The sequence below is a fragment of the Oerskovia sp. Root918 genome (assembly GCF_001428945.1).
Classification (GTDB): Bacteria; Actinomycetota; Actinomycetes; order Actinomycetales; family Cellulomonadaceae; genus Oerskovia; species Oerskovia enterophila.
The window spans coordinates 1-25,824 of record NZ_LMJG01000001.1; the positions used below are offsets into that span (position 1 = coordinate 1).

21 protein-coding genes and 2 pseudogenes are annotated in these 25,824 nt (G+C 71.6%); 12 read left to right on the plus strand and 11 right to left on the minus strand.

Translation table 11 applies throughout. The features are described from left to right. Positions 1-4,904 precede the first annotated feature (4,904 nt). The 3 genes and pseudogenes from ASE27_RS21135 to ASE27_RS00020 all read left to right on the plus strand — a co-directional run. Positions 4,905-5,024, plus strand: a pseudogene (locus ASE27_RS21135) (DUF1016 domain-containing protein); the annotation flags it as partial. Positions 5,025-5,098: 74 nt separating this feature from the next. Then, a complete protein-coding gene (locus ASE27_RS00015; RefSeq protein ID WP_235534180.1) occupies positions 5,099-5,509 on the plus strand; it encodes a hypothetical protein in 411 nt (136 codons plus the stop codon). A gap of 501 nt (positions 5,510-6,010) precedes the next feature. Further along, positions 6,011-7,516: a dicarboxylate/amino acid:cation symporter gene (locus ASE27_RS00020; RefSeq protein WP_056644371.1), complete on the plus strand. Its 1,506-nt coding sequence runs from the start codon at positions 6,011-6,013 to the stop codon at positions 7,514-7,516. A gap of 96 nt (positions 7,517-7,612) precedes the next feature. Here the strand turns inward: ASE27_RS00020 and ASE27_RS00025 are convergent, their stop codons facing one another. The 7 genes and pseudogenes from ASE27_RS00025 to ASE27_RS00055 form a co-directional block, all read right to left on the minus strand. Next, a complete protein-coding gene (locus ASE27_RS00025; protein WP_056644373.1) occupies positions 7,613-7,912 on the minus strand; it encodes an SHOCT domain-containing protein in 300 nt (99 codons plus the stop codon). 163 nt (positions 7,913-8,075) lie between these two features. Then, positions 8,076-8,747: a response regulator transcription factor gene (locus tag ASE27_RS00030; RefSeq protein ID WP_056644375.1), complete on the minus strand. Its 672-nt coding sequence runs from the start codon at positions 8,745-8,747 to the stop codon at positions 8,076-8,078. Then, a complete protein-coding gene (locus ASE27_RS00035) occupies positions 8,744-10,171 on the minus strand; it encodes a sensor histidine kinase (RefSeq protein WP_056644378.1) in 1,428 nt (475 codons plus the stop codon). The genes ASE27_RS00030 and ASE27_RS00035 overlap by 4 nt, the downstream gene beginning before the upstream one ends. 289 nt (positions 10,172-10,460) lie before the next feature. Then, entirely contained in the window at positions 10,461-10,883 is a 423-nt protein-coding gene (locus tag ASE27_RS00040; protein WP_056644381.1) for an MmcQ/YjbR family DNA-binding protein, read from the minus strand. Positions 10,884-10,990: 107 nt separating this feature from the next. Continuing rightward, the gene (locus ASE27_RS00045; protein ID WP_056644385.1) at positions 10,991-11,917 is read right to left on the minus strand and encodes an NADP-dependent oxidoreductase; all 927 of its coding nucleotides are present in this window, start codon (positions 11,915-11,917) and stop codon (positions 10,991-10,993) included. Positions 11,918-12,043: 126 nt separating this feature from the next. Beyond that, positions 12,044-12,592 (minus strand): type II toxin-antitoxin system RatA family toxin, encoded by a 549-nt coding sequence (locus tag ASE27_RS00050; protein ID WP_056644388.1) that lies wholly within the window; start codon positions 12,590-12,592, stop codon positions 12,044-12,046. 138 nt (positions 12,593-12,730) lie between these two features. Next, positions 12,731-13,477 (minus strand): annotated as a pseudogene (locus ASE27_RS00055) (NADPH-dependent F420 reductase); the annotation flags it as partial. A 114-nt stretch (positions 13,478-13,591) separates the two neighbouring features. Between ASE27_RS00055 and ASE27_RS00060 the strand changes: the two are divergent. Both ASE27_RS00060 and ASE27_RS00065 read left to right on the plus strand, forming a co-directional pair. Continuing rightward, on the plus strand, positions 13,592-13,960 hold the full coding sequence (locus tag ASE27_RS00060) for a helix-turn-helix transcriptional regulator (protein WP_056646386.1): 369 nt from the start codon (positions 13,592-13,594) through the stop codon (positions 13,958-13,960). Next, entirely contained in the window at positions 13,957-14,346 is a 390-nt protein-coding gene (locus tag ASE27_RS00065) for a TraR/DksA C4-type zinc finger protein (protein WP_231907778.1), read from the plus strand. The genes ASE27_RS00060 and ASE27_RS00065 overlap by 4 nt, the downstream gene beginning before the upstream one ends. A 63-nt stretch (positions 14,347-14,409) precedes the next feature. Here the strand turns inward: ASE27_RS00065 and ASE27_RS00070 are convergent, their stop codons facing one another. Further along, the gene (locus tag ASE27_RS00070; protein WP_056644391.1) at positions 14,410-15,144 is read right to left on the minus strand and encodes a glucose 1-dehydrogenase; all 735 of its coding nucleotides are present in this window, start codon (positions 15,142-15,144) and stop codon (positions 14,410-14,412) included. A 110-nt stretch (positions 15,145-15,254) separates the two neighbouring features. After that, positions 15,255-15,938, minus strand: coding sequence for a TetR/AcrR family transcriptional regulator (locus ASE27_RS00075; protein WP_056644393.1), 684 nt, complete (start codon positions 15,936-15,938; stop codon positions 15,255-15,257). A 251-nt stretch (positions 15,939-16,189) separates the two neighbouring features. Between ASE27_RS00075 and ASE27_RS00080 the strand changes: the two genes are divergently transcribed. Beyond that, positions 16,190-17,590 carry a glutamate decarboxylase gene (locus ASE27_RS00080; protein ID WP_056644395.1) on the plus strand — a complete coding sequence of 467 codons (1,401 nt, stop codon included), beginning with the start codon at positions 16,190-16,192 and terminating at the stop codon, positions 17,588-17,590. A gap of 147 nt (positions 17,591-17,737) precedes the next feature. Here the strand turns inward: ASE27_RS00080 and ASE27_RS00085 are convergent, their stop codons facing one another. Next, on the minus strand, positions 17,738-18,976 hold the full coding sequence (locus ASE27_RS00085; RefSeq protein WP_056644399.1) for an amidohydrolase: 1,239 nt from the start codon (positions 18,974-18,976) through the stop codon (positions 17,738-17,740). Positions 18,977-19,083: 107 nt separating this feature from the next. Between ASE27_RS00085 and ASE27_RS00090 the strand changes: the two genes are divergently transcribed. The 6 genes from ASE27_RS00090 (at position 19,084) to ASE27_RS00115 (ending at position 24,583) form a co-directional block, all read left to right on the plus strand. Continuing rightward, entirely contained in the window at positions 19,084-19,737 is a 654-nt protein-coding gene (locus ASE27_RS00090) for a hypothetical protein (protein WP_157257322.1), read from the plus strand. A 97-nt stretch (positions 19,738-19,834) separates the two neighbouring features. After that, positions 19,835-20,527, plus strand: a complete 693-nt coding sequence (locus ASE27_RS00095) for a copper resistance CopC family protein (protein WP_082608329.1) — start codon at positions 19,835-19,837, stop codon at positions 20,525-20,527. A gap of 149 nt (positions 20,528-20,676) precedes the next feature. Then, positions 20,677-21,294: a copper chaperone PCu(A)C gene (locus tag ASE27_RS00100; RefSeq protein ID WP_056644407.1), complete on the plus strand. Its 618-nt coding sequence runs from the start codon at positions 20,677-20,679 to the stop codon at positions 21,292-21,294. Continuing rightward, on the plus strand, positions 21,287-22,597 hold the full coding sequence (locus tag ASE27_RS00105) for a Dyp-type peroxidase (protein WP_082608330.1): 1,311 nt from the start codon (positions 21,287-21,289) through the stop codon (positions 22,595-22,597). The genes ASE27_RS00100 and ASE27_RS00105 overlap by 8 nt, the downstream gene beginning before the upstream one ends. Positions 22,598-22,995: 398 nt before the next feature. Beyond that, the gene (locus ASE27_RS00110) at positions 22,996-23,562 is read left to right on the plus strand and encodes a type IV toxin-antitoxin system AbiEi family antitoxin domain-containing protein (protein WP_082608331.1); all 567 of its coding nucleotides are present in this window, start codon (positions 22,996-22,998) and stop codon (positions 23,560-23,562) included. After that, a complete protein-coding gene (locus tag ASE27_RS00115) occupies positions 23,543-24,583 on the plus strand; it encodes a nucleotidyl transferase AbiEii/AbiGii toxin family protein (RefSeq protein ID WP_082608332.1) in 1,041 nt (346 codons plus the stop codon). Before ASE27_RS00110 ends, ASE27_RS00115 begins: the two co-directional genes overlap by 20 nt. 111 nt (positions 24,584-24,694) lie before the next feature. Here the strand turns inward: ASE27_RS00115 and ASE27_RS00120 are convergent, their stop codons facing one another. Then, positions 24,695-25,759, minus strand: a complete 1,065-nt coding sequence (locus ASE27_RS00120) for a LacI family DNA-binding transcriptional regulator (protein WP_235534099.1) — start codon at positions 25,757-25,759, stop codon at positions 24,695-24,697. Between the last annotated feature and the right edge of the window lie 65 nt (positions 25,760-25,824).

The window sequence follows — 25,824 nt, forward strand, 5'->3', positions numbered from 1 at the left end:
TCGCCGTCCTGGACCGGTCTCGGGGCTGAGGGCGCGGCGGAGAACGTCATCGCCTCTGTGGTGGAGCTCGCTGCTGGCGGCACCCACACCTACCAGGTCGAAGTCGTTCTCGCCCTGGCAGACGGCACCCAGGGGGCTCCGGTGATCACGCCGTGCTCCGCGGAGCCAGGCGGAGCCCAGGGCGGGCTGTCGAACGCCGCGGGGATCAACTACAACGGCCTGACCGATTCCGCGGAGCCAGGCGGAGCCCAGGGCGGGCTGTCGAACGCCGCGGGGATCAACTACAACGGCCTGACCGATTCGGCCGAGGCCTGTGTGACGGTCGCATCCATCACGGTCGACAAGACCATCAGTTCCGGCCCCACGCCCAACGGTGACGGGACATGGACGATCACCTATGACCTGGTCGCGACCAACACTGGTTCGGCTGCTGGGGACTATGACCTGAGCGACCGGTTGCATTATGGCGAGGGCATCGAGATCACCAGCGCCGCGGTCACCAGCGCACCCGACGGTGTGACGACCAACGCTGACTGGACCGGGCTCGGAGCGCTGGACTCCGACGCGGAGAACCTCGTCGCCACTGGCATCGCGCTTGGAGCGGGGGCCTCGCACACGTACAAGGTGCAGGTCGTCGTCTCTCTTGACCAGGCTGTGGTCACCCCGGAGACACTTCAGTGCCCGGCCCCGGNGGCATCGCGCTTGGAGCGGGGGCCTCGCACACGTACAAGGTGCAGGTCGTCGTCTCTCTTGACCAGGCTGTGGTCACCCCGGAGACACTTCAGTGCCCGGCCCCGGGCTCGGGTGAGAACGGCGGTCTGGCGAACTCGACGACCTTGACCCACAACGGGACCGTCGCGCAGGACGACGCATGTGCCTCCCTGCCGCTGATCGACGTGACCAAGACGGTCAGTGCGGGGCCGACACCGAACGGTGACGGGACGTGGACGGTCACCTACGACGTCGTGGCCACCAACACCGGCGCAGCTCAGGGCACGTACGACGTGAGCGACCGTATGACCGCTGACGGCGACCTCGAGGTCCGCTCGGGCGCTGTGACYACCRCCCCRGASGGTGTGACGGCTTCGCCGTCCTGGACCGGTCTCGGGGCTGAGGGCGCGGCGGAGAACGTCATCGCCTCTGTGGTGGAGCTCGCTGCTGGCGGCACCCACACCTACCAGGTCGAGGTCGTCCTTGCCCTGGCCGAGGGTGCTCAGGGGGCTCCGGTGATCACGCCGTGCTCCGCGGAGCCAGGCGGAGCCCAGGGCGGGCTGTCGAACGCCGCGGGGATCAACTACAACGGCCTGACCGANCCAGGGGGCTCCGGTGATCACGCCGTGCTCCGCGGAGCCAGGCGGAGCCCAGGGCGGGCTGTCGAACGCCGCGGGGATCAACTACAACGGCCTGACCGATTCGGCCGAGGCCTGTGTGACGGTCGCTGCGATCACGGTCGACAAGACCATCAGTGCTGGGCCTACGCCCAACGGTGACGGGACGTGGACCATCGTCTACGACCTGGTCGCGACCAACACTGGTTCGGCTGCTGGGGACTATGACCTGAGCGACCGGTTGCATTACGGCGAGGGCATCGAGATCACCAGCGCCGCGGTCACCAGCGCACCCGACGGTGTCCAGACCAATCTGGACTGGACGGGGCTGGGCGCCGACGGCGCCCCAGCGAACGTCGTGGCTACGGGGATCGAGCTCGCCGCCGGTGGGACTCACACCTATCAGGTGACGGTCACTGTCCAGATGGACGAGGCCACCATCGATCCTGGCGAGCTCCAGTGCCCGGCCCCGGGCTCGGGGGAGAACGGTGGTCTGGCGAACTCGACGACCCTGACCCACAACGGGACCGTCGCGCAGGACGACGTGTGCGCCACGCTGCCACTGATCGACGTCACCAAGACGATCAGCTTTGGTCCTACCCCCAACGGTGACGGGACGTGGGCGATCGTGTATGACCTGGTCGCGAGGAACACGGGTGCGGCTGCGGGGGACTATGACCTGAGCGACCAGTTGCACTACGGCGAGGGCATCGAGATCGTCAGGGCCGCAGTCACCACGGCGCCGGACGGTGTGACGACCAACGCTGACTGGACGGGGCTGGGGGCCGACGGAGCTCCCGTGAACGTCGTGGCCGCGGGGATCGAGCTCGCTGCCGGTGGGACTCACACCTATCGGGTCACGGTCACGGTTGAGATGGACGATGCCGCGATCGATCCTGGCGCGCTCCAGTGCCCGGCCCCGGGCTCGGGGGAGAGCGGTGGTCTGGCGAACTCGACCACCCTGACCCACAACGGTGAGGTTCAGGGCGACGACGTGTGCGCCACCCTGCCACTGATCGACGTGACCAAGACCATCAGTGCTGGTCCCACGCCCAACGGTGACGGGACATGGACGATCACCTATGACCTGGTCGCATCGAACACCGGTGCGGCTGCAGGCGACTATGACCTGAGCGATCAGCTCCAGTACGGCGCGGGCATCGTCATCGGTACCGCCGCGGTGACCGCCTCACCTGAGGGTGTGGCGACCAACGCGGGCTGGACCGGTCAGGGTGCTGCAGGCTCGGCGGAGAACGTCGTCGCCACCGACGTCACGCTCACGGCCGGCGCGAACCACACCTATCAGGTGCAGGTCGTCGTCTCTCTCGACCAGGCTGTGGTCACCCCGGAGACACTGCAGTGCCCGGCCCCCGGGTCTGGTGAGAACGGGGGACTGGCGAACTCGACCGAGCTCACCCACAACGGTGAGACCACTGGCGACGACGCATGTGCCACCCTGCCGCTGATCGAGATCACCAAGTCCCTGTCGGGCGCGGTGACCCCGGTCGAGGGTGAGGACGGCGTGTACGACGTGGTCTACGAGCTCACGGTCACCAACCGCGGACCGGGTAGTGGGCACTACGACCTGGACGATGCGCTCGCACCGGGCGAAGGCGTGCAGGTCGTGGGGATCCAGGACATCGTGACCGACGCCCCGGAGCGAGTCGGGTTCAACGAGGCCTACGACGGTCTGGAGAACCTGCGCATGGTGACCGGGCAGCCGATCGCCGGTGCGACAGGTGCACCGGTGGTGCACACCTACACGGTCACGGTCCGCTACGCGGCTGATCTGTCCGCTGTGCAGGTCCCGGATTCGGACATCTGCACCACGGACGAGGGCGGGGCGGTCCCGGGCGCACTGAACAACGTCGCCTCGGTCGGGTGGAACGCCCTGGAGGGCACGGACGACGAGTGCGTGCGCCCCGGCAAGCCGACCTTGGACAAGGCCCTGGTCTCGGCTCAGCCAGTCGGCGGCGGGCAGTGGGAGGTCGTCTACGACCTGACCGTGGGCAACGTCGGTGTCGAGGCAACCACGTACGACCTGGATGACGAGCTCCTCTTCGCACCGGTCATCACGGTCGAGTCCGTCAACGTCACCGGCCCCGAGGGCATCGCCCTCAACGCCGGCTTCGACGGGGACAGCGACCAGCGCATCGCCACCGATGTCAGCATCGGTGGCCTGGACGATGACGGGTACGCCCCGCACGTCTACCGGGTCACCGTCATCGCAGGCGTGTCGTTGCACTTCGCCGATATCGGCCAGGACGGGACCGGCTCCCCAGCCTGCACCGCCCCGACCGGCTCGAACACCCTCGAGCAGGGACTGAACAACGCGGCGACGCTGACTGACGAGAACGGCAACACCCAGACCGACACGGACTGTGCACCGGTGCCCTCGATCGACATCACCAAGTCGATCATCGGCAACCCGGTCAAGGACGCGAACGGCACCTGGGCAGTCACCTACGAGATCGTCGCTATCAACGACGGTGCAGCCCAGGGCGACTACACCCTGACCGACCGTCTGCGGTACGGCACCGGCATCGACGTGACGTCCTCGACCGTCACGTCCGCTCCCGAAGGCGTGACGCCTTCGGCCACATGGACCGGTCAGGGAGGCGAGGGCGACCCCGTCAACGTCGTGGCCACCGACGTGCCACTCGAGGCGGGAGGAATTCACAACTACCAGGTGCAGGTCCACGCGAAGGTCGATCCCACAACCACTGACGCATCGACATACGCCTGCCCCGCCCCCGGCACCGGGGAACCCGGAGGGTTCGCCAACGTGGCCGGCATCGCTCACAACGACCTTGCCGACACCGCAACGGCATGCGCGACACCCGACAAGCCTGGCGACCCCGGGACCCCGGGCAAGCCAGGCGGTGGCCTCGCCCTCACCGGCGCATCCATCGGCTGGATCGCTGGAAGTGCGGCTCTGCTCATCCTGATCGGGGCACTGGCGCTCATGGCAGCACGTCAGCGACGCACCACTAACTAGACGGGGTCTGTGCCTCGCCGCCCAACAGGCGGCGAGGCACAGACCCCGCCGGTCCTCGCAGCAAGACGCTGCCCGCGCGGGGCAGCCCTCGGAGGGAGGCGTACGAGTGCACACCTCGCATTCGGATCTCGGAGTGTTCCAACGACTACGTCACGCAATGATCCGCTGGTGGCGTCGACAGATCTGCACCCAGGACGCCGAACCCTCGTACTCTGACCTCGACCTTCACGACGGCCTCAGTCCGAAGGCACAGGACCCAGCTGTGTCGCCAGACTGCCAGCGGGGCGTGGAAGCAGGCAGACCGCCCAATCCGGCGAAGTGACATGAAGTCCATCTTCGGCGTCCGTCGGAGGTGGCTGAATGGCCGGTCTCGCGGGGGCGTGGTGCACCTGTGATGATGGCGTGGGCGGCGCGATCGAGGTCGGACCGGACGGGTATGGCAAGCCGCTGTCGCGGCTCAAGGATCGGGTACGTGCCGGCCGGGTAGGCGCGGCCCCGGCGGCGAACATCGAAGTGTTGCGGCGGTGCTAGTCGATCGGCCAGGGCATCCCTGATCGCCAGGAGGTGCGGGCTGGGGTACGAAGGTCGTCGACCGGCTCGCGGCGGACCTGCGGGCGGCGTTCCCCGGACAGCGGGGCTGGTCGAGGCGGAACCTGCTCTGCATGCGCTCAGTCGCCCGCGCCTGGCCTGGGTGGTGAGGAATTGGTGCAACATGCTGTTGCACAACTTCTCTGGGGCCGGGGCCAATACCTCATGGGGGTATCTTTGGCCGGTGCGAGGGAACGAGAGCAGGACCGAGGGCGACAGGACGGATCCTGGCGGGAGCGCGACGCGACGTCCTCGCAGGACCGTCCCCGGACTGACCGTGTGCCGCCTGTGCGTCGGCGAGACGCTCGGCGCGGGTGACCCGCTCCCGGGCGGCCAGCTCGCGCGCGTCGAGGCGATCGCCGCGAGCGGCGACGCGGGCCTGACCCTGGTCGACTGCCTCGACGCGTGCGAGCGCGGGGACGTGGTCGTCGTGCGCCCCACGCCCGCCGCCCGGGTCGAGGCAGGCCCGGTCTGGTTCGAACGGCTGGCCGGCGACGCGTCGAGCGAGGCGCTGCACCGCTGGGTGCGGGCGGGCGGGCCCGGGCGGTCGCCCGTCCCCGAGGCCCTGGCCGGGCTTCGTATCGAGGCTCCGTAGCGGGTCCTGCGGAGACGCCGCCGCGTCCCAGGGAATACACCGACGGTCCGACGGCGTTCCTTCCTCGGCTACTATCGGTAGCCGCGGGCGACGATCGCCCGCACCGCCGGTCCTCGGGCCGGCCCGAACGGGAGTCGAATCCTTGCTGAACCGGTGGAACTTCACCGCGCGCCGTGACGTCGATCTGCGACGAGTCGCCAGCGCGCTCTGTTGTTGACCCACTGAACCGCTGGGCCCCGCGGCCCGCACAGCAGTCCTCCCCACCCTCCTGACCTCGGCGTGCCCGCCGCGAGCCCGTGCTGCACGGACCCGCCCCGGCTGCGCTGCGCACGAGGCGCGCGACCCGTACGGGCTCGCGTCCCTGACGTCGGGATCCTCCTTCCTCCGGGCCGGGACGACTGCGCTCCCTCCCTCTCGCGATGCTCGCGATCCCTGGGCGCCCCACGCGCCCGTGACGAAGAAAGCAGAACCGTGCCCTCCTCCTCTTCCTCCTCGCAGGCCGTGGCTCCCGCCGCGCCGGAGAAGTCCGCGAACGGTGCCCCCGCGCCCAAGCGCCGCCTGAAGGCGCCGTCCTTCACGGTCCAGATCCTCGTCGCCCTCGTGCTGGGCGTGCTGCTCGGCTGGGCCGCGCTGTCGATGGGTCCGGCGTCCGGCGCCGGCACCCCCGACGAGGTCCCGAACTGGCTCACGACGACGCTCGCGACGATCGGCTCGTCGTTCGTGACGCTGCTCAAGGCGATCGTCCCGCCGCTCGTCTTCACGGCGATCGTCGCGTCGATCGCGAACCTGCGGAACGTGACCAACGCCGCGCGCCTCGCGGGCCAGACCATCCTGTGGTTCGCCATCACGGCGCTTGTGTCCGTGGTGATCGGGATCGGGCTGGGCCTCGTGCTCAAGCCCGGGGCGAACACCACGCTCTCGGCGGCCGACGGCAGCGAGCCGGGCGGCTCGGGCTCGTGGCTCGACTTCCTCAACGGCTTCATCCCGAGCAACTTCCTGGGCATCGGGGCGCGCACGCAGATCGAGCAGGTCGAGGGCGTCGTGAACGGCGCGAGCACGTCGATCTCGTTCAACGTGCTCCAGATCGTCGTCATCTCGCTGATCATCGGCATCGCGGCGCTCAAGTCGGGCAAGAAGGCCGACCCGTTCCTGGCGTTCAACCGCTCGGCGCTCTCGATCATCCAGACCGTCCTGTGGTGGATCATCCGCCTCGCGCCGCTCGGCACGCTGGGCCTCATCGGCAACGCCGTCGCGACGTACGGGTGGGACTTGCTGGCCCCGCTCGCGACGTTCGCCGCTGCGATCTACATCGGTCTCGCGCTCGTGCTGTTCGTCGTCTACCCCGTGATCCTGCGGACCAACGGTCTGAAGATCACGAGCTACTTCAAGGGCGCCTGGCCCGCGATCCAGCTCGCGTTCGTGTCGCGCTCCTCGATCGGCACGCTGCCCGTGACGCAGCGCGTGACCGAGCGGAACCTCGGCGTCCCGCGCGAGTACGCGTCGTTCGCCGTGCCGCTCGCCGCGACCACCAAGATGGACGGTTGCGCCTCGATCTACCCGGCGATCTCCGCGATCTTCATCGCCCAGCTCTTCGGGATCGACCTGTCCTTCACGGACTACCTGCTCATCGCGTTCGTGTCCGTCGTGGGTTCCGCGGCGACCGCGGGCCTGACCGGCGCGATCGTCATGCTCACGCTGACGCTGTCGACGCTGGGCCTGCCGCTCGCGGGCGTGGGCCTGCTGCTCGCGATCGACCCGATCCTCGACATGGGCCGCACCGCGGTCAACGTCGCGGGTCAGGTGCTCGTGCCGACGGTCGTGGCCAAGCGTGAGGGCATCCTCGACCTCGAGCAGTACGAGGGCGTGAACGTGGAGGACCTGTTCACGGACGACGAGGACGAGTCGAACGAGTCCACGGTCGCGTCGGACGTCGACTCGTCGACCGCGAACGCGTCCGACAAGCCTGCGGCCTCGGCCGCCGACGAGGAGCTGGTCGGGGCGCGCTGACGCCACGTCCCACCCGCCTCCCGCTGAGTGCGGAGTAGTTGTCGTCGATGCGACGTATCGACGACAACTGCTCCGCACTCAGCGTTTCCCGGGAGGTCAGCGGTCCCGGGGTGTGAGGACCTCGAGGCGCTGGCGATACTCCGTCTCGTCGATCTCTCCGCGCGCGTAGCGCTCGCCCAGGATCGAGACGGGGTCGTTGCCGCCGCGCCAGGCGCCCGGACCGCCGGGGTGCCCCCACGGCCCGCCGCGCCTGGCGCGGCGGGCGAACAGGAAGATCACGGTGGCGAACAGGGCGAACCACAGCAGCGGGAAGACGAACCACCACGGTCCCGGTCCCCAGCCCGCGCCGCCGTGGGCGAGGACGTCGGTCGTCGCGGTCGTGAGAGTGGTGAGCATGGGAGCCTCCTGGGTGGGCTGGTGACGCGCGGCGGGCGCCGCGTCCGGCCGCGGGATGCGGCCACGTCTCCAGGCTTCCCTCCGGGGCGACGTCCGTCGTCGGTCCGGGGATGTCTGTCGCGTACCCCGCTGGTACCGCCCGGGCCGGGGGAGGCCGGCAGGCTCAGCGCCCCTGGCCCCAGCCCGGGCGCACGATGCCCGCCTCGTAGGCAGCGACCACGAGCTGTGCCCGGTCACGTGCTCGCAGCTTGGTCATGACGCGCGAGACGTGGGTCTTGACGGTCGACTCCGACAGGTACAGCGCCCGCGCGATCTCCTCGTTGGACAGCCCGCGAGCGACCTCGACCAGGACCTCGTGCTCGCGCGGCGTGAGGTCGGTGAGCCCGGGCACGGGCGCGACGGTGCGCGTCGCGTCGGCCACGCGCGCGAGCAGCCGGCGGGTCACGGTCGGGGAGAGGAGCGCGTCCCCGCCCGCGGCGACCCGCACGGCGCGTACCAGGTTCTCGGGCTCGGTGTCCTTGACGAGGAACCCGCTCGCGCCGCTGCGGATCGCCTCGGTCACGTACTCGTCGAGCTCGAACGTGGTCACCACGACCACGTGCACGCCCGACGCCGCCGGGTCCGCCACGATCCGCCGCGTCGCCTCGAGCCCGTCGAGGCCGGGCATGCGGATGTCCATGAGCACGACGTCGGGCAGCAGGTCGAGCGCGAACCGCACCGCGTCGTCACCCGTCGCGGCCTCGCCCACGACCTGGAGGTCCGGTTCGGAGTCGATCAGTGCGCGGAAGCCTCCGCGCACGAGGCTCTGGTCGTCGGCGAGCACGACGCGGATCATGGGTTCTCCTGGTCTGCGGGGGTGCGGTCGGTGGTGGGGTCCTCGTCCGGCCCGACGGCGCCGCGCGCCTCCCACGGGAGCCTCGCCTCGACGAGGAAGCCGCCCCGCGGTCCGGGGCCGGCCGTGAGGGTCCCGCCCGCGTCGGTCACGCGCTCGCGCATGCCCCGCAGGCCGTATCCCTCGGCGTCGAGCCGGTCGTCGTGCCCGCCCGACCGCGACGGGTCCGCCGGCCGGTCCGCGGGGGCGGCTCCGTCGTCGGACACCGTGACCACGAGGGAGCGGGGCAGGCCTGTGCGCGGGGTGGGGGCCGAGGCGTCGCCCGTGCCGACCACCCGGACCTCGACCGTCGTGCGCGTGGCGCCCACCGCATGGCGCTGGACGTTGGTGAGCGACTCCTGGACCACGCGGTAGACGATCCCGGCCAGGCGAGGGGCGGCGTCGTGCGCGGCGTCCTCGACCGTGAGACCGACCGCGACGCCCGGGACCGACCCGACCAGGCGCGGTAGCGCTCCGAGGTCCCACGCGGGCGAGCGGGGGACCTCGCCGCCCTCGGCGCGCACGATGCCGAGCACGGTCCGGACCTCGTCGAGCGACTCGCGGCTCGTCGCACGGATCGCGGCGAGGGCCGCACGAGCCTGCTCGGGGTCGCGGTCCAGGAGGTGCAGCCCGACGCCCGCCTGCACGTTGATCGCCGACAGCGAGTGGGCCAGGACGTCGTGCAGCTCGCGCGCGATGCGCAGGCGCTCGGCCGTCACGGCGTTGACCTCGTGCTCGCGCCGGGCCGCACGGACCGCCGCCATGCGGGCGACGCGCCCCCTGGCGCCGCCGGCGGCGAGCAGGGCGACCGTCGTCCAGGCGAGCCCTCCGAGCAGCGCGACCGTGGGGGGCCCGCCCCGCAGCGTCGCCGCCGTGGTCGTGATCCCCGCGAGCACCACGACGCCCGACCACGCGACGACGCGCCCGTGCGCAGCGGGTCCCGCGAGCATCACGGCCGCGAGGACCGCGACCGTCGGGACGAGCACGGGCCCCCACGGGTAGCCCAGCAGCAGGTAGGCGCCCGTCGCGGCGAGGCTCAGGGTGGTGGCCAGGACGTGGCGGCGCGGGATGGTCGCGAGCACCATGGGCGAGACCAGCACCAGGGCGAGCGCGAGCGCGTCGAGGGGCTCGGCGTCGGGCTGGCCGTGCGCGGCGCCCAGGGTGCCGAGGACCGCGACGAGCGCCGTGACGATCGCGAGGAAGAGGCGCGGACGGCGGTGGTCGAACGGTCCGGTGAGGTCGACGGGGTCGGTCGGGCCGTCGCTCGGCCCGCCCTCGCTGCCGTCGTGCGACCAGGACCAGGGACCCGTCGGGCCGGGTCGCTCGCCACGCCACGGCGGGCCCCACGGAGCGCCCGGGGACCCTGTGGACCTCCCGTCGCCGACCATGCGGCCACGCTACGCCGAGGGGAGGGAAGGCGCGTCCGCCCCGGGTACCGTCGGGGGCGGTACGCGGGTGCCGAGGGCTGGCGGTGCCGGGGTGCCGCGAGCCGGGTGCTGGTGCCGAGGTAGAACGTGCTGCGCGAGGTAGAACGCAGCGCGTACTACCTCGCGCAGCACGTTCTACCTCGCGGGGAGTCCGGGGGATCGGGAGGGGGTGGCCCGAGCAAGACGTACCGCCGACGGTCCCGTCCAGACCGACCCTGCTACGACCGACGCCCCGACGACTGGCGCCCCGCTACGACCGACGCCCCGCGGGCGACCCCTCCGCGTCGAGCCGGGCCACGAGCCGTGGGCCCGCGACCTCGCGGTAGGACATGTCGAGCAGCTCGGCGACCTCCTGCCAGTCGACCGGTGCGGCCTCGAGGTCGAGCCCGAGCCAGCCGGCCGGCCCGTAGTAGGCCGGTACGAAGAAGCGAGGGTCCTGCGCGAGCGCGGCCTCCTCGGCGGGGTCCACCTTGACGAGCAGCGCGTCCGGGTACTGCCGGGCGGGCGACGTGGGGGTGGCCTTGGTCATGCCGCCGTGGACCGCGAACAGCAGCCGTGCCCGGAACGTCACGCGTCCGTGCGAGACCCTCTCCTCGACGCCCGGGAAGGCCAGGGCGAGGCGACGCAGCTCGCCGAGGTGAGCGGCGTCGTCGGGCGTGGAGGCGGCAGGCATGGTTCCAGCGAACCATGCGGCACCCACGCGCACCGTTGGGTGCGGAGTTCTTGTGCAACACGCCCGGCGTGTCGCACAAGAACTCCGCACTCAGAGCTGAGGGTGCGTCAGACCTCGAGCACGACCTTGCCGCGCACGTGCCCGTCCGCGACCTGCTGGACGGCCCACGCGGCCTCGGTCAGCGGGAAGCGCGCCGAGATCTCCAGGGTCAGCAGCCCGGCCTCGGCGAGCGCGAGCGCCTCGCGCAGCGCGCCCTTGCGGGACGTCTTGGTCGCGATGCCCGCGGCGAGCGACTCCTCGGTCTCCACGAGCGTCACGGCGCGCGGGCTGCCGTCGCGGGTCAGGCCGTCGGGTCCGAGGAGCTGGACGGTCTGGGCGACGGTCTCCGGGGACCCGACCAGGTCGATGACGGCCGTCACCGCGGAGAGCCCGTCCGGCAGGGCGCGGACCGCCTCGGTGAGCCCCGGGCCGTACGCCACGGGCGTCGCGTCGAGCCCGCGCAGGTAGTCGTGGTTCGCCGCGGACGCCGAGCCGACGACGCGCGCCCCGAGGGCCTTCGCGATCTGCACCGCCGCAGAACCGACCCCGCCCGACGCCCCGTGGATCAGCACCACGTCCTTGTCGCCGACGCCGGCCTGGGCCAGCGCCGAGAACGCTGCGGCTGCGGCGACGGGCAGGACCGCGGCCTGCTCGAACGACACGTTGGCGGGCTTGGCCCGCGTCTTGGCAGCCTGGACCACCGACCTCTCGCGCTGGGCCCCCGTGCCGCTCCAGACGACCTCGTCGCCCACCGAGAAGCCCTCGACGCCCTCGCCCACGGCCTCGACGACCCCGGCGGCCTCGAAGCCGAGCACCTGCGGGAACTCACCGGCACCGCCGAACTTCCCGGCGAGCTTCTTCACGTCCGCCGGGTTGACCCCGATCACGCGGTTAGCGACGACGAGCTCCCCGTCACCGGGCGCCGGCACGGGCTCGTCGCCGACGCGCAGGACGTCGACACCGCCGTGGCGGTCGTAGAAGATCGCGGTGCTCATGGGTCTACCTCTTCGAGATGTGGGGGCGCGGGGAGGAAGATGTGCGGTTCGCGCGAAACCGGTTTGCCACTCTTCCATCCCGGACGGAGTCCTGTCATGCCCGACGACGGTGGGTCGCGCTGCTGGTCAGGTGCGGTCGGGCGTCGCGAGCCCGGGCTGGGGGGCCGACGGTGGGGCCTGCTCGCGGACCGCTGCGAGGACCACGGGATCTGCGCAGCCACGCGCGAAACCGTTGATCCGCCGCTGGATGTCGCGGCTCAGGAGCCACGACCCGATGCGCTCGGCCAGGGGAGCGAGCCACGCGGGGCGGCACGTGAAGCTGTACCGCCACACGGCTCTCGTCGCGGCGTGCTCGGGGTGTTCTACGTCACGGCCAGGAGCGGGTGAGAAACGCCAGCCGCCCGCCATGCTCGCGAAGAACCACGGGCCCTCGACCATCTTCATCCCGACGTTGGTCGGCGGGTTGTACGAGACGTACTCGCTGACCATCCGCAGGCCCGCGCGGTGCCGGGTGAGGGTGCGGACCCCCTTGGCGGGGGCCGTCGCGTCGTCGAGGAACCGCTGGGAGTGGATGAACGGGTCCCAGCGCAGACGGACGTCGCCCGTGGTCTGCGAGACCGCGAAAGCGGTGGCAGGGTCCACGGGGACGATCACGGACGACTCGACGACGGGCACGCTCCGATCCTTGCACGGGGGACCCACAGAGTCCCGGGGGAGTCGACGAGCCCGGTGGGACCCCGGCTGCTGCCGAGGCAGCGGCGGGCTGACGAAGGCCTCGTGGGCTCCCGCCTCGGCCGGAGTACGTGCGGCGTCTCAGAAGGTGCGTCCGGCGACGTCCGGGCGGAGTGACGCAGTCAGGAGATCGCGCAGGCGATCAGGGGGAAGAGGTGTGCCCTTGTCCGCGAGGTAGTCCCGGGCGAAGAGGTCCGGGTCGGCGGCGTAGACGTTCGTGTACGCGCCCGATTCTGGCTCGAACCGCCAGGACTCGGCGAGGCTGCCTGCATCGACCGGCTCGAACCCCAGCGTGCCGACCAGCTCCGACACCGCGTGCAGGGCGTCGGCGTCGTCGCCCGCGACCGCAAGCCCGGACCGGTCGGGGGCCTCCGCAGGGCGCGCCAGCAGCGGGATGTGGTGCGCGACGATGTTGTTGAACGCCTTGACGATCACGGCGCCGGGCAGGAGCGACTGCTCGTGCTCGGCCGTGGTCACGGCCCCCGAGTCGAGGTCCTCGATCCGCCCGTCGCGCGACGGGTAGTAGTTGCCCGTCGAGAGCACGGCCTTGCCGTCGAGCGCGTCGAGCGCGTCGACCGGGAGGGCGTCGTACGCCGACAGCGGCACGGCGAGGACGACGATCTCGCCGAAGCGTGCCGCTTCGGCGACGTCACCCGCCCGGACTCTCCCGTCGAGCTCGTCGACGAGCCCGGTCAGCGACTCCGGGCCCCGAGAGTTCGCGATCGTCACCTCGTGCCCAGCAGCGACCGCGAGTCGTGCGATGCCGGCGCCGATCGCGCCGCTGCCGATGATCCCCAGCCTGGCCATGGTCATTCCTCCAGTCGTCGTACGTCGTCTTCTCGCTGTCCAGCACCGCTACCTGATGTACGCTGAAACACGTACATCGAAATGTACACCCTCTGGTGAACATGGCAACGTATGCCGAGAGAGAAGGGTGCGAAGGTGGCCAGTCGTCTGGCGAAGCCGCTCACGATCCCCGCCGTGGACGAGATCGACCTCTTCGAGGTCATGTCGGCGCTGGCCGATCCCGTCCGCCGTGCGCTCGTGGCTTACATCGCCGCCGACCCGGGGACGTCATGCAGCACCTCCAGCTTCGGCGTGTCCAAGTCGGCGCTCACGAGGCACTGGCGAGTGCTCCGGGAGTCCGGGCTGATCCGCCAGGAGGTGGACGGCACGCGCCACCGCAACTGGCTGCGCCGCGAGGAGCTCGACAGCCGCTTCCCCGGACTGATGCCGCTCGTCCTCAGAGAGCTGGCCGTTCCGCCCCCGTCGACGAGCGCCCTGGGCGCGGACACCCCGGGGCCACGGTGACGGGCGCACCCGAGGCGCGTGACGCCGTCGTGCGGGCGCGGTTGCTGGCGCTGCGCGACGAGGGCACGGCCCGTACCGAGGCCCTGCGCGGCGAGGTGGCCGGGATCGTCGAGGCGTCCAAGGACTCCAACGCCGACGACGAGCACGACCCGGACGGCGCGACCATCGCGTTCGAGCGAGCCCAGGTCGGCGCGCTCCAACGGCTCGCCGAGCAGCAGGTCGCCGAGGTCGACGCCGCCCTCGCCCGGCTCGACGCAAGCACGTACGGCACGTGCGAGGCGTGCGGCGGGCCCGTGGGCGAGGCGCGGCTCGAGGCCCGCCCGACCGCGCGGCTGTGCATCGCGTGCGCGTCGGCCGCCGGCAGGTCCGGACGCGAGAGGAGGTAGACCCGGGCGGGCGAGGTGTCCGCCTCGCCCGCCCGGGTCCACCGGACCGGCCGGTGCGAGGGCCTACTTGTGCGGGACCCCCGCGATGAGCCCGCCGTCGATGATGAACTCGGAGCCCGTCGAGTAGCTCGACTCGTCGCTCGCGAGGAACAGGACGAGCTGCGAGACCTCCTCGGGCTCGGCGGGACGGCCCAGGGGGATGGGCAGGAGGTCGTGGCTGATCTTCTCGGTCATGGGCGTCTTGATGAATCCCGGGTGGACCGAGTTGACGCGCACGCCCGAGGGGCCGAGGTCCAGGGCCACGGACTTGGTGAGCCCGCGGACGCCGAACTTCGACGCGACGTAGCCGTGCAGGCCCGCGCTGCCGCGCATGCCCTCGACCGACGAGATGTTGATGATCGACCCGCGCCCGGCCTTGGCCATGACCGGGGCGACGGCGTGGATGCCGAGGAACGTGCCCGTGAGGTTGATGTCGATGATCTTGCGCCACATGTCGGGCGTGAACTCGGTGATGGGCGCCGCGTTCGCGATCCCGGCGTTGTTGACGAGCACGTCGATGCGGCCGAACGTCTCGAGCGTGAACGCGACGGCGGCGTCCCAGTCCTCCTCCTTGGTCACGTCGAGGTGGATGTACGCGGCGTTCTCGCCGAGCTCGGTGGCGAGCGCCTCGCCCTTGGCGTCGTCGAGGTCGGCGACGACGACCTTGGCGCCCTCGGCGACGAGCGCCTTGGCGTGGGTGACGCCCATGCCTCCGGTTCCTCCGGTGACGATGGCGACCTTGTTGAACACGCGGCCCATGGTGGGGCCTCCTTTCGGGTGTGCCCGGGGTCGGGGGAGCCCTCGTGGGGTGCCCGACGGCGGAGCGTGCGGTGTGCGGTGAAGCCCGCCTGCGCGGGTGGGGCGCCGGGTCAGTTCGGCGCGGTCCACCAGGAGGCGAGCGAGGTGCGGGCGATCCGGGGGAAGAACTCCGGGTCGCGCGGCACGGGGGTGGCGAGCCACGACTCGAGGGCCCCGACCGAGCCGAGCCCGACGTAGCACGCGTACGCGTGGGCGGCCTGCTCGACGTCCGTGGGCCCGGCGTCGTGGGAGACCGGCATGAGGTGCGGGTGGCTCACGAGGAAGGCTCGCAGCGTCTCGGTGAAGTGCTCGGCGAGCAGCCGGAACAGGGGCGCGCTGAGCCCGCCGTCGCGAGCACGCTCGTAGATGTCGGCGTGCGCGTCGACGTGCCCGGCGACCGAGCGGGTGATGGAGTCGACGACCCGGCGGGGATCGGGGGGCGTGGCGGTGGCGGTGCTCGTCTCCGTGCCGGCTCGGGGTGCACCCGGGCCGGGCCCGCCCTCCTGGGCGGCTCCGCCGTCGGGCATCACGCCGACAGTCGCGAAGAGCTCGTCGCGGATCGCATCGAGCTCGGTGCGCAGGATGCCCGTGAGGAGATCGGCCGGGCTGCTCGCGTGGTCGTAGAAGGTCGCGCGGTTGATCCCGGCGCGCGCGGCGACCTGGGACACGGTGACGTCGTCGATGTCGTGCTCGGTGGCGAGCTCGAGGACCGCGGTCCGCAGTGCTGCGGTCGTGCGTTCGATGCGGGGGTCCATGTCGCCTCCTCGGTGGGTGCGGGACGGGCCCGCGAAACGTGCTGACACTTCGACAGTACGCCCGGGCAACCATTTTGGCAACGCCTGTCGTCTAAGCGCGGCCGAGACGCGGAAAGGGCGGAAAGTCGGTCCTGTCGGCCCTGTCCCGAACGACCCGGACGCCTCGCCGGGCGGTCCTCCTGGCACGGACCTACCGTGGGAAGGTCGGGCGGATCGACCGACCCGCCCTCCCTCCTGCCAAAGGGACGAACATGTCCGGATCGAACCGTGGTGCAGAGTCCGAGGAGCGCGACGTCGTCGCCATGAACCCGCTGTTCTCCCGACCGGGAGAGGCGACCGAGCTGCCTCGCAACGTCCTGCCGCCGGGGGAGTCCTTCCCCGAGACGGCCTACCAGATCGTCCACGACGAGGCGATGCTCGACGGCAACGCCCGCCTCAACCTCGCGACGTTCGTCGGCACCTGGATGGACCCCTACGCGCAGAGGCTCAACGCCGAGACCGCCGACAAGAACATGATCGACAAGGACGAGTACCCGGCCACGGCCGCGATCGAGACCCGGTGCTGGAAGATCCTCGGCGACCTGTGGAACGCGCCGGACCCGGCGAGCACGATCGGGACCTCGACCATCGGGTCCTCCGAGGCCGCCATGCTGGGCGGGCTCGCGCTCAAGCGGCGCTGGCAGCACGCGCGCCGCGCCGCGGGGAAGTCGACCGAGAAGCCCAACCTCGTGCTGTCGAGCGCGGTCCAGGTCTGCTGGGAGAAGTTCTGCAACTACTGGGACGTCGAGGCCCGCTACGTCCCCATCTCGCTCGAGCACAAGGTGCTCGACGGGTTCGAGCTCGAGAAGTACGTGGACGAGAACACGATCGGGGTCGTCGCGATCCTCGGGGTCACGTACACCGGGGCCTACGAGCCGGTCGAGAAGATCTCGGCCGTGCTCGACGAGATCCAGGCCGCGACCGGGCTCGACGTCCCCATCCACGTCGACGGCGCGTCAGGAGCCATGATCGCGCCGTTCCTCCAGCCGGACCTGGTGTGGGACTTCCGGGTCGAGCGCGTGGTGTCGATCAACACCTCGGCCCACAAGTACGGGCTCGTGTACCCCGGGCTCGGGTGGGTCGTCTGGCGGGACAAGGCTGCGCTGCCCGAGGACCTCGTCTTCTCGGTGAGCTACCTGGGCGGTGACATGCCGACGTTCGCGCTCAACTTCTCCCGGCCCGGCTCGCAGGTCCTGCTCCAGTACTACCTGTTCCTCCGCCTCGGCTACGACGGCTACTACAAGGTGCAGAAGGCCTCGCAGGACGTCGCGCTCTACCTCTCGGGCGAGATCGCGAAGATGCCGCAGTTCGACCTGTGGAACGACGGGAGCGACATCCCGGTCTTCGCCTGGAGCCTCAAGAAGGGCTACACCGACAAGTGGACGCTCTACCACCTGTCCGAGCGGCTGCGGACCAAGGGGTGGCTCCTGCCGTCGTACCCCATGCCCGTGGACCTCGAGGAGCTGACGGTCCAGCGCATCGTGGTGCGCAACGGGCTGAGCCGCGACCTGGCGGCCAGCCTGCTCGGCGACATCCGGACGGAGATCGCGTTCCTCGACGCGCTCGAGTCACCCATGCCGGTCGAGGCCGTGAGCAAGGGGTTCCACCACTGAGGTGCGCGTGACCGGAGAGGTCAGGTCGACGCGGGACGCGAGGTAGAACGCGCTGAGCGACGTAGTGCTCGGCGGGTTCTACCTCGCGCAGCACGTTCTACCTCGGGCCGGGCGGGCCGGCCCGGAGCGCCCGTCCCACCTCACGGGTCAGTCCGCGAAGCGCTCCCCGCGCTCCACGACCCGGCCCGCTCCGCGCCCACCGGCCGCCGCGCGGTCCCAGGTGTAGACCTCGGTGCCGGTCACGAACACGTTCTCGGCGCGCGAGGTCACGTCGAGCGGGTCGCCGGACCAGATCACGACGTCGCCGTCGAGCCCGGGGCGCAGCGAGCCGATGCGGTCGTCGAGCCCCAGGAACGCGGCCGGGTTCGTCGTGAGCGCCTGGATCGCGACGTCGCGGTCGAGACCCTCCTTGACCGCGAGCGACGCCTGGTGGACCAGGAAGTTGATGGGCACCACGGGGTGGTCGGTCGTGATCGCGACGCGGACCCCGGCCCGTGCGAGCGCCCCGAGGCTGGCGATGTTCCGGTTGCGCAGCTCGATCTTGGAGCGTGACGTGAACAGCGGGCCGAAGATGACCGGGACGTCGCGCTCGGCGAGGACGTCGGCGACCGCGGCGCCGTCGGTCCCGTGGTTGATGACGAGCTGGTAGCCGAACTCGTCCGCGAGGCGCAGCGCGGTCGCGATGTCGTCGGCGCGGTGCGTGTGCTGGTCCCAGTAGAGCTCGCCCGCGAGCACGCGGCCCAGGGTCTCCTTGGCGAGGTCGCGGTCGAACGGCTCGCCCTTCGCCTCGGCGGCGTCGCGCTTGGCGACGTAGTTCTGCGCGTCGACGAACGCCTTGCGGATCACGTTCGCGACGCCCAGGCGCGTGGACGGGAGCTTCTTCTGGTCGCCGTAGACGCGCTTGGGGTTCTCGCCCAGCGCCGACTTCACCGACACGGCCTCGCGGATGACCTGCTCGTCGACGGTCCGCCCGCCCCAGGTCTTGATCGCGACGGTCTGGCCGCCGATCGGGTTGCCCGAGCCGGGCTTGATGACGGCCGACGTCACGCCGCCCACGAGCGCGTCGCGGAATCCCTCGTCCTCGACGTTGATGGCGTCCAGCGCGCGCAGCGCGGCGCCGTTGGGGTCGGTCATCTCGTTGGTGTCGTTGCCGGCCCAGCCCTCGGCCTCCTCCATGACGCCCATGTGGCCGTGCGACTCGACGAACCCGGGCAGGACCCAGCGGCCCCCGGCGTCGAGCGTGCGGACGCCGTCGGGCACGACGACGTCCTGGCCCACGGCCGTGATGACACCGTCCTCGACGAGGACGGTCGCGTTCTCCAGGGGTGCGGAGGCGACGGGGACGACGTAGCCGTTCGTGATGGCGATGCTGTTGCGTGTGGTCATGCGCTCTATCCTCTCCCCGACCGGGCGGGCCCAGTACTCGGGGACGGGCCGTGCGCCCACCGAAAGCAGGATCAGACGCCGCGTCATGTCCCGCTAGGGTGGTCCCCGTGCTCACCCAGGTCGCCGGTCCGTTGCGCGTCGCGCGCGCCGGTCTCGTCGCGACCCTGGTGCTCGCCCTCGCGGCGCTCGCGCACCGCGTCGGCGGTGGCACGCTCCCGGACCCGCTGATCCTCGCGGCCCTGGCCGCGTTCACGATGGCCGGCGCGACGTTCGCGGCCCGCTTCCGCCTCACGTTCGCTCGACTGGTCGCGGTCCTCGGCACGGGCCAGGTCGCGCTGCACTACGGCCTGGGGTTCGGCGCGGGCGTCACGTGCGCCCCGGCGGCGGGCGCCGCGGCGGGGCACGCGGGGCACGGGGCAGCGGCTCAGGTGTCGGCGTGCGCCGCGGGCGCGCCCCTCCTGCCCGACGGCGTCGCGCACCTCCCGCACGAGACGCCCGCGGGAGCGTGGATGGTCCTGGCGCACGTGCTCGCGACCTTGGTCGTGGCCCTGGTCGTCGCCCACGGCGAGCGGGCGCTCGGCCTGCTGCTGGCGTGGCTCGCCCCGCGGACGGCGCTCACGGACATGCTGCCGGCGCTGCCCGTCGCGCACCGGCTCCCGACCCCGGTCGTGGCGCCGTCCCGCGCGACGACGGTCCACCTGCGGATCCCGACGACGCGCGGGCCACCGCTGCTCGCCCGGCCCGTCGCCCTTCCTTCCTGACCCCGTCCGCGCTCGCGCGCGGACCATCGACGAGGCCGGCCGCCCCCTGGGTACCCCTTGCGCGAGCTCGTGCCGCGCCTCATCGAGAGCCTCTTCCATGCCTTTGCAGACCGACCAGTCCCACCCGTCCACGCCCACTTCACGCCGAGGGCGAGCGGTCTCCCTCGCACGCCCCGCACCCCTCGCCGGCCCGGCCCGTCTCCTGGTGGCGGTCCTCGCCGCCCTCGCGACGCTCGCAGCGACCCTGCTGCTCAGCGTCGGCGGTGCCGTCCCGGCCCAGGCGCACGACCGCATCATCAGCTCCGACCCGGCCGACGGCGCGCAGCTCGCCACGGCCCCCGCGGCACTGACCATGACGTTCAGCACCGAGCCGCTCGCGGTCGAGCCCCAGGTCGTCGTGACCGACTCCGCGGGGACCGTCGTCGCGCAGGGCAGCCCCACGATCGAGGGGACCTCCGCGACGTTCCCGTGGCCCGCCGAGCTGACCGGTGACACGTACACGGTCGCGTGGCGCGTCGTCTCGTCTGACGGCCACCCCATCGAGGGCACGTTCTCGTTCGCGGTCGCGGCGGCTCCCGAGCCTGCCCCGACCACGGCGAGCGAGGAGCCCTCGGCCGTGACGCCGTCGGCCACCGAGGACACGACGACCGAGGCGACCACGTCGGCAGTGCCCGAGGAGACCGGTGACGAGGGCCGCTCGATCGCCCCGCTGCTGATCGGCATCGGGGTGCTCGCGGCCGCGGCCGTCGTCGTCGCGGTGCTGATCGTGCGCCGCCGCCAGCAGGACTGACAGACCCTCCACCCACTTCCCGGCGACTCGTCGCCCGGGCGTTCCCGCGACCCGTCGGTCGTGCGTCCCGTCCTGCCCCGGACCGCGCACGACCCGCGCCGCGGGCCGCCCTCGCGCGCCACGACGCCGGGCCTCTCGAAGGAACCACCATGACTGCACGCACCACCACCCACCCCTCGCCCCGATCCGCTTCCGCCCGCCCGCGGCGTACGGCCCTGCTCGGCGCGGCCGTCACGACGCTCGCGCTGCTCGCGGTCGCGGGATGCTCGACGACCTCGGCCGACACCTCGTCCGGTGCGCCCGCGCCGAGCGCCTCGTCCGGCAGCGCGTCGACGGGCACGGCAGCCGACCACCTGACCGCGACCGACCCCTGGATCAAGGCGGCCGACTCGGGGATGACGGCGGCCTTCGCCGTCCTGCACAACGACAGCGACCAGGACGTCACGGTCGTCGGCGCGACGTCCGACCTGTCCCCGGTCCAGATCCACGAGATGGCGACCGACGACTCGGGCGCCATGGTCATGCGCGAGAAGCAGGGCGGTCTGACGATCCCCGCGGGCGGCGAGCGCGCGTTCGAGCCGGGCGGCGACCACCTCATGCTCATGGAGCTCTCGTCACCGGTCGAGCCCGGGGCCGAGTACGACGTCACGCTCGAGCTGAGCGACGGCTCGACGCTCGTCGTCACGGCTCCGGCCCGCACGTTCGCGGGGGCCAAGGAGGACTACGACGAGGGTCACGAGGGTCACGACATGAGCCACGATGGCTGACCGCGCGTCCCGTACGGGCCTCGGTTCCGCCCCCGATCAGGAACCGACGCCGCCCGCCGACCCCACCCGGCGGGCCAGGGTCTCGCGCCGGGCGTTCCTGGTCGGCGGGGCCGCCGCGGGTGCGGTCGCGGTCGCCGGTGCGGGAGGTGCGTGGGCCGGGAGGGCCACGGCCCCCGCGACGGGAGCGGCGTCGTCGGGCACCGCAGGAGCCCTCGCGCTGCACGGTGACCTGCGCGTGCCCTTCCACGGCCCGCGCCAGGCGGGCGTCGAGACGCCTCCCCAGGCGTACCTGACGCTCGTCGCGCTGAACCTCGCCCCCGGCACCGACCGGGACGCGCTCGTGCGGCTCATGCGGATCTGGACCGACGACGTCGTGCGTCTCACCGAGGGGCGCCCGGGCCTGACCGACACCGAGCCCGAGCTCGCCGAGGTGCCCGCGCGCCTCACGGTCACGGTGGGCTACGGGCCCGCGGTCTTCACGGCCGCGGGCCTCGACGACCGGCGTCCCGCCTGGCTGGGTCCGCTGCCGGCGTTCGCCGTGGACCGGCTCGAGGACCGCTGGAACGACGGTGACCTGGTGCTCCAGGTCTGCGCCGACGACGAGGTCACGGTCTCGCACGCGGTCCGGATGCTGCTCCGCGAGGCGCGGGACTTCGCGTCGGTGCGGTGGCTGCAGAAGGGCTTCCGGCGGTCGGTCGGGAGCGAGCCCGCGGGCCGGACCATGCGCAACCTCATGGGGCAGATCGACGGGACCCGGAACCTGGACCCCGTCGCGGACGCCCCGCTCGTGTGGTCGGACGGCACGGACGGGTGGCTCGCGGGCGGCACGTCGATGGTCGTGCGGCGCATCCGCATGGAGCTCGACACGTGGGACGAGGTCGACCGTTCCACGCGCGAGGCCGTCATGGGGCGTCGCCTCGCCGACGGCGCGCCGCTCACGGGCGAGAAGGAGCACGACGAGCCGGACCTCGAGGCGGTCGGTCCGCACGGGTTGACCGTGATCGGGCCGGCGGCGCACGTGCGGAGGGCGCGGACCAGCGACCCGGCCGAGCGGTTCCTGCGGCGTGCGTACAGCTACGACGACGCACCCGACGTCGCGGCGGACCCTGGCGCGCTCAGCAGCTCGGGCCTGGTGTTCGTGACGTTCCAGGCGGACGTCGACCGGCAGTTCGTGCCGGTCCAGCGGCGGCTCGACGAGGTGGACCTGCTCAACGAGTGGACGACGCCGATCGGTTCCGCGGTCTTCGCGGTGCCGCCGGGCTGCGCCGAGGGCGAGTTCCTGGGACAGGCGCTGCTGGGCTGAGCGCGGCCGACCGGACGGCCCGTGCAGGGCGCCTCGTGGCGCTCGGCACGGGCCGCTCCGCTGCGGATGGTGACACCCGATGTCAGAATGTGATGCGGGTCACGTCGGCGTTCTGTATCAAAGGAGGAGGCCCCTCCTCTGAGTCATGTGAGTGCTCGGTCGTCGATGGGGGTCGTGACGAGCGCGAGGGTCGGAGGCGGCCCGTGGTGTGAGCGCTGCAGGGGGGCGCTCACGCGACGGGCCGCCTCCGGCGCGTCCGGGGTCGGAGGGTGGACCTTCGGCAGAGCGGGCTCGTTTGAGACAGCTGACCTGTGTCGCATTCCTCGGCCAAGCCCCCGTTGGCGATGCCTCGTCGCCACACGATGTCAAAAGGGTGCCACTGGCGGTACCCTTTTGACATGCCGCACGCTCGCGACCGCCTGCTCGAAGGGGCTTTCGACAGCCACGGGTTCGTCCGCCGCGTCGACGCGCTGCGCGAAGGGCACAGCCCGCACGCGCTCAAGCAGCTCGTCGCGCGCGGCTACCTGGAGAAGGTCGCTCATGGCGTCTACCGTGTGACCGTCGTCCCGGTGAGCGAGTACGACGACCTGCATCTGGCAGTGCTGTGGACTGGTGTCGACGAAGCCGCGTTGTCTCACGAGACCGCCCTCGATCTCTACGGGCTCAGCGATGTCAACCCCGACAGGATCCACGTCACCGTGCCCAGGCGTTGCCGAATCCGGCGTGCCGGCGCCGACGGGATCGAGGTCCACCACCAAGACCTCGATACCCGCCAGATCGGATGGTTCGAACAGATCCCGACGGTGACAGCCGCGACAGCGATCGCCCAGTGCATCGACACGGGCACCCCGACCTACCTTCTACGCCAGGCCCTGACGGCGGCCCGCGAGACAGGGCGCGTCACCCCGAGCGAGAGCGCTGACCTGCGAAGGAGACTGGCGAACCGTGACACAGCAGAGCGCTGATCTGCCCCAAGGTCTTGCCGAACTGCCTGCCAAGAACAAGGAACCCGCGTCGGTCACAGTGCTCAACTCTTGGCTCCTGCAGGCCGAGAAGCGCCTGGGGGGCCGCGGCGGCCGCCTGGCCTGGCTCGTTGCATCCACAGTTGTCATCGCGGCGCTACAGCGAGCCCTGGACACAACCGGCCAGCCGCTCTTCCTGCTCAAGGGCGGTACTCTGCTGCAGCATCGGCTTCCCAGCGCGCCCAAGCGCGCGACCAAGGACGTGGACGGGCTCATCCGCGGTGATATCGATGACTTCCTTGCCAAGCTCGATGACGAGTTCGCCGAACCCTGGGGCCCGCTGACGCTGCGACGGGACGCCGTCGAGGTCATCCAAGCTCCTGCCCGCGTCGTCAAGCCGCGCCGCTTCGACGTCGTCGTCGAGCTCCGGGGGAAGACGTGGCGCAGGATCCAGGTTGAGATCGCGCCTGACGAAGGTAGTGCTGGCGCTGAGCCTGAACCGTTCACGCCGCCTACATTGGCAGGCCTCGGGCTTCCGGACCCTACCGCGATGGTGGGCATTGCGATGCGCTACCAGGTCGCGCAGAAGATCCACGCCTGCACTGACCCCCACGACCCGCCGACTGCGGTCAATGACAGGGCACGCGACGTCGTCGACCTGCTGCTGCTTCGCGACCTCGCCGAGATCGGCCAGGACCCCGCCGTCGTGCGCGCAGCCGTCGTCGACCTCTTCGTCGCGCGTGCACGCGATGCCCAGGCCCTGAGTCGCGCTGTGCGTACGTGGCCGTGCGTCGTGGTCGCTCACCCGCACTGGCCGACCGACTACGCGCGCGCCGCGGCCGATGCGCAGATGGACCTTACGCTCGACGAAGCAGTTGCGGAGCTCAACGCGTGGCTGGCGCAGATTGACGCAGCTGTGTCCCCGGCCAACGGTTCGGACGGTGACGACAGCGATGATGACGATGAAGATGACGAAGACGACGAGTGTGGCGACGGGGAACTGAAGGGAGAGCACGCCCAGTAGTCGCGTGCGCCTCACGCGTTGAATCTGAGCCTGTCGTCGCCGACGCAGCCGACATCCAGAGGGCGTACTTGGCCATTCGTTCGATCACCAAGGCCTCGTCCCGCCCATGGCTCAGCGCGGCGGCGCCGTGCTGAGGCGCACCGCGAGCTCTGGCAGCACGACCTCGGGCTCGTGCACCGTCGTCGGGTCCGCGATGAGCGCGATCACGTGCTCGACCGCGAGGCGACCGGTCAGGTGGAACGGCTGGCGGACCGTGGTGAGCGGGGGAGCGCAGTACGCGGCGAGCGCGATGTCGTCCATGCCCACGACCGACACGTCCTCGGGCACGCGCCGACCCATCTCGGTCAGTCCGCGGATCAGCCCGAACGCCATCTCGTCGCTCGCGACGAACACCGCCGTGACCTCGGGCAGGCGGCCCAGGACCAGGCCGTTGCGGTACCCCGACTCGGGGCTCCAGTCGCCGTAGAGGACGGGGGGCTCGGTGCACCCCGCGTCCTCGAGCGCGGCCCGCCACCCGGCCGTGCGTCCGTTGGCGTCGTTCCACGACGCGGGGCCCGCGAGGTGCCACACGGTCTCGTGGCCCAGCTCCAGGAGGTGCTCGGTCGCCGCGCGCCCGGCCGCGACCTGGTCGACCGCGACGACCTCGGTCGCCGACGACTGCATGCCGTCCACGACGACCGTCGGGGTCCCGTGGATGAGGTCGCCGAGCGACTCGTCGTCGCGCACGGGCACGGCGATGACCAGGCCGTCGACGCCCTGGTCGAGGAGCCGCTCGACGGCCTGCGCGATCGACGCGGGCGAGAGCGACGCGGTGCTCGCGGTGCTGACGAAGTAGCCGCCGTCGCGGGCCGCGCGCTGCATGCCGAGCATCATGGCGCTGCCCGAGTAGAAGTCGGTCTCGTGCGTGATGACGCCGATGGTCTTGCTGCGCCCGGTCACGAGCGCGCGAGCGAGGCTGTTGCGGCGGTAGCCGGTCTGCTCGACGGCGGCACGCACCCGGTTGCGGGTGGTCTCGTTGACGTTGGGGTGCCCCGACAGGACGCGCGAGACGGTCTGCGCGGACACGCCTGCGACGCGGGCGACGTCGGCCATGGCGGGGCCGCGGCCTCGCGGGGGAGCGACCGTGGTGGTGCTCTGCGCCGGCTCCGACCGCTCGGACCGTGACGGTGGTTCCACGTGCTCTCCTTCGGGCGTGAGGGCCGCTCGCGGAGCGTCGGGCACCTCGGTGTGCGTGGCCACGG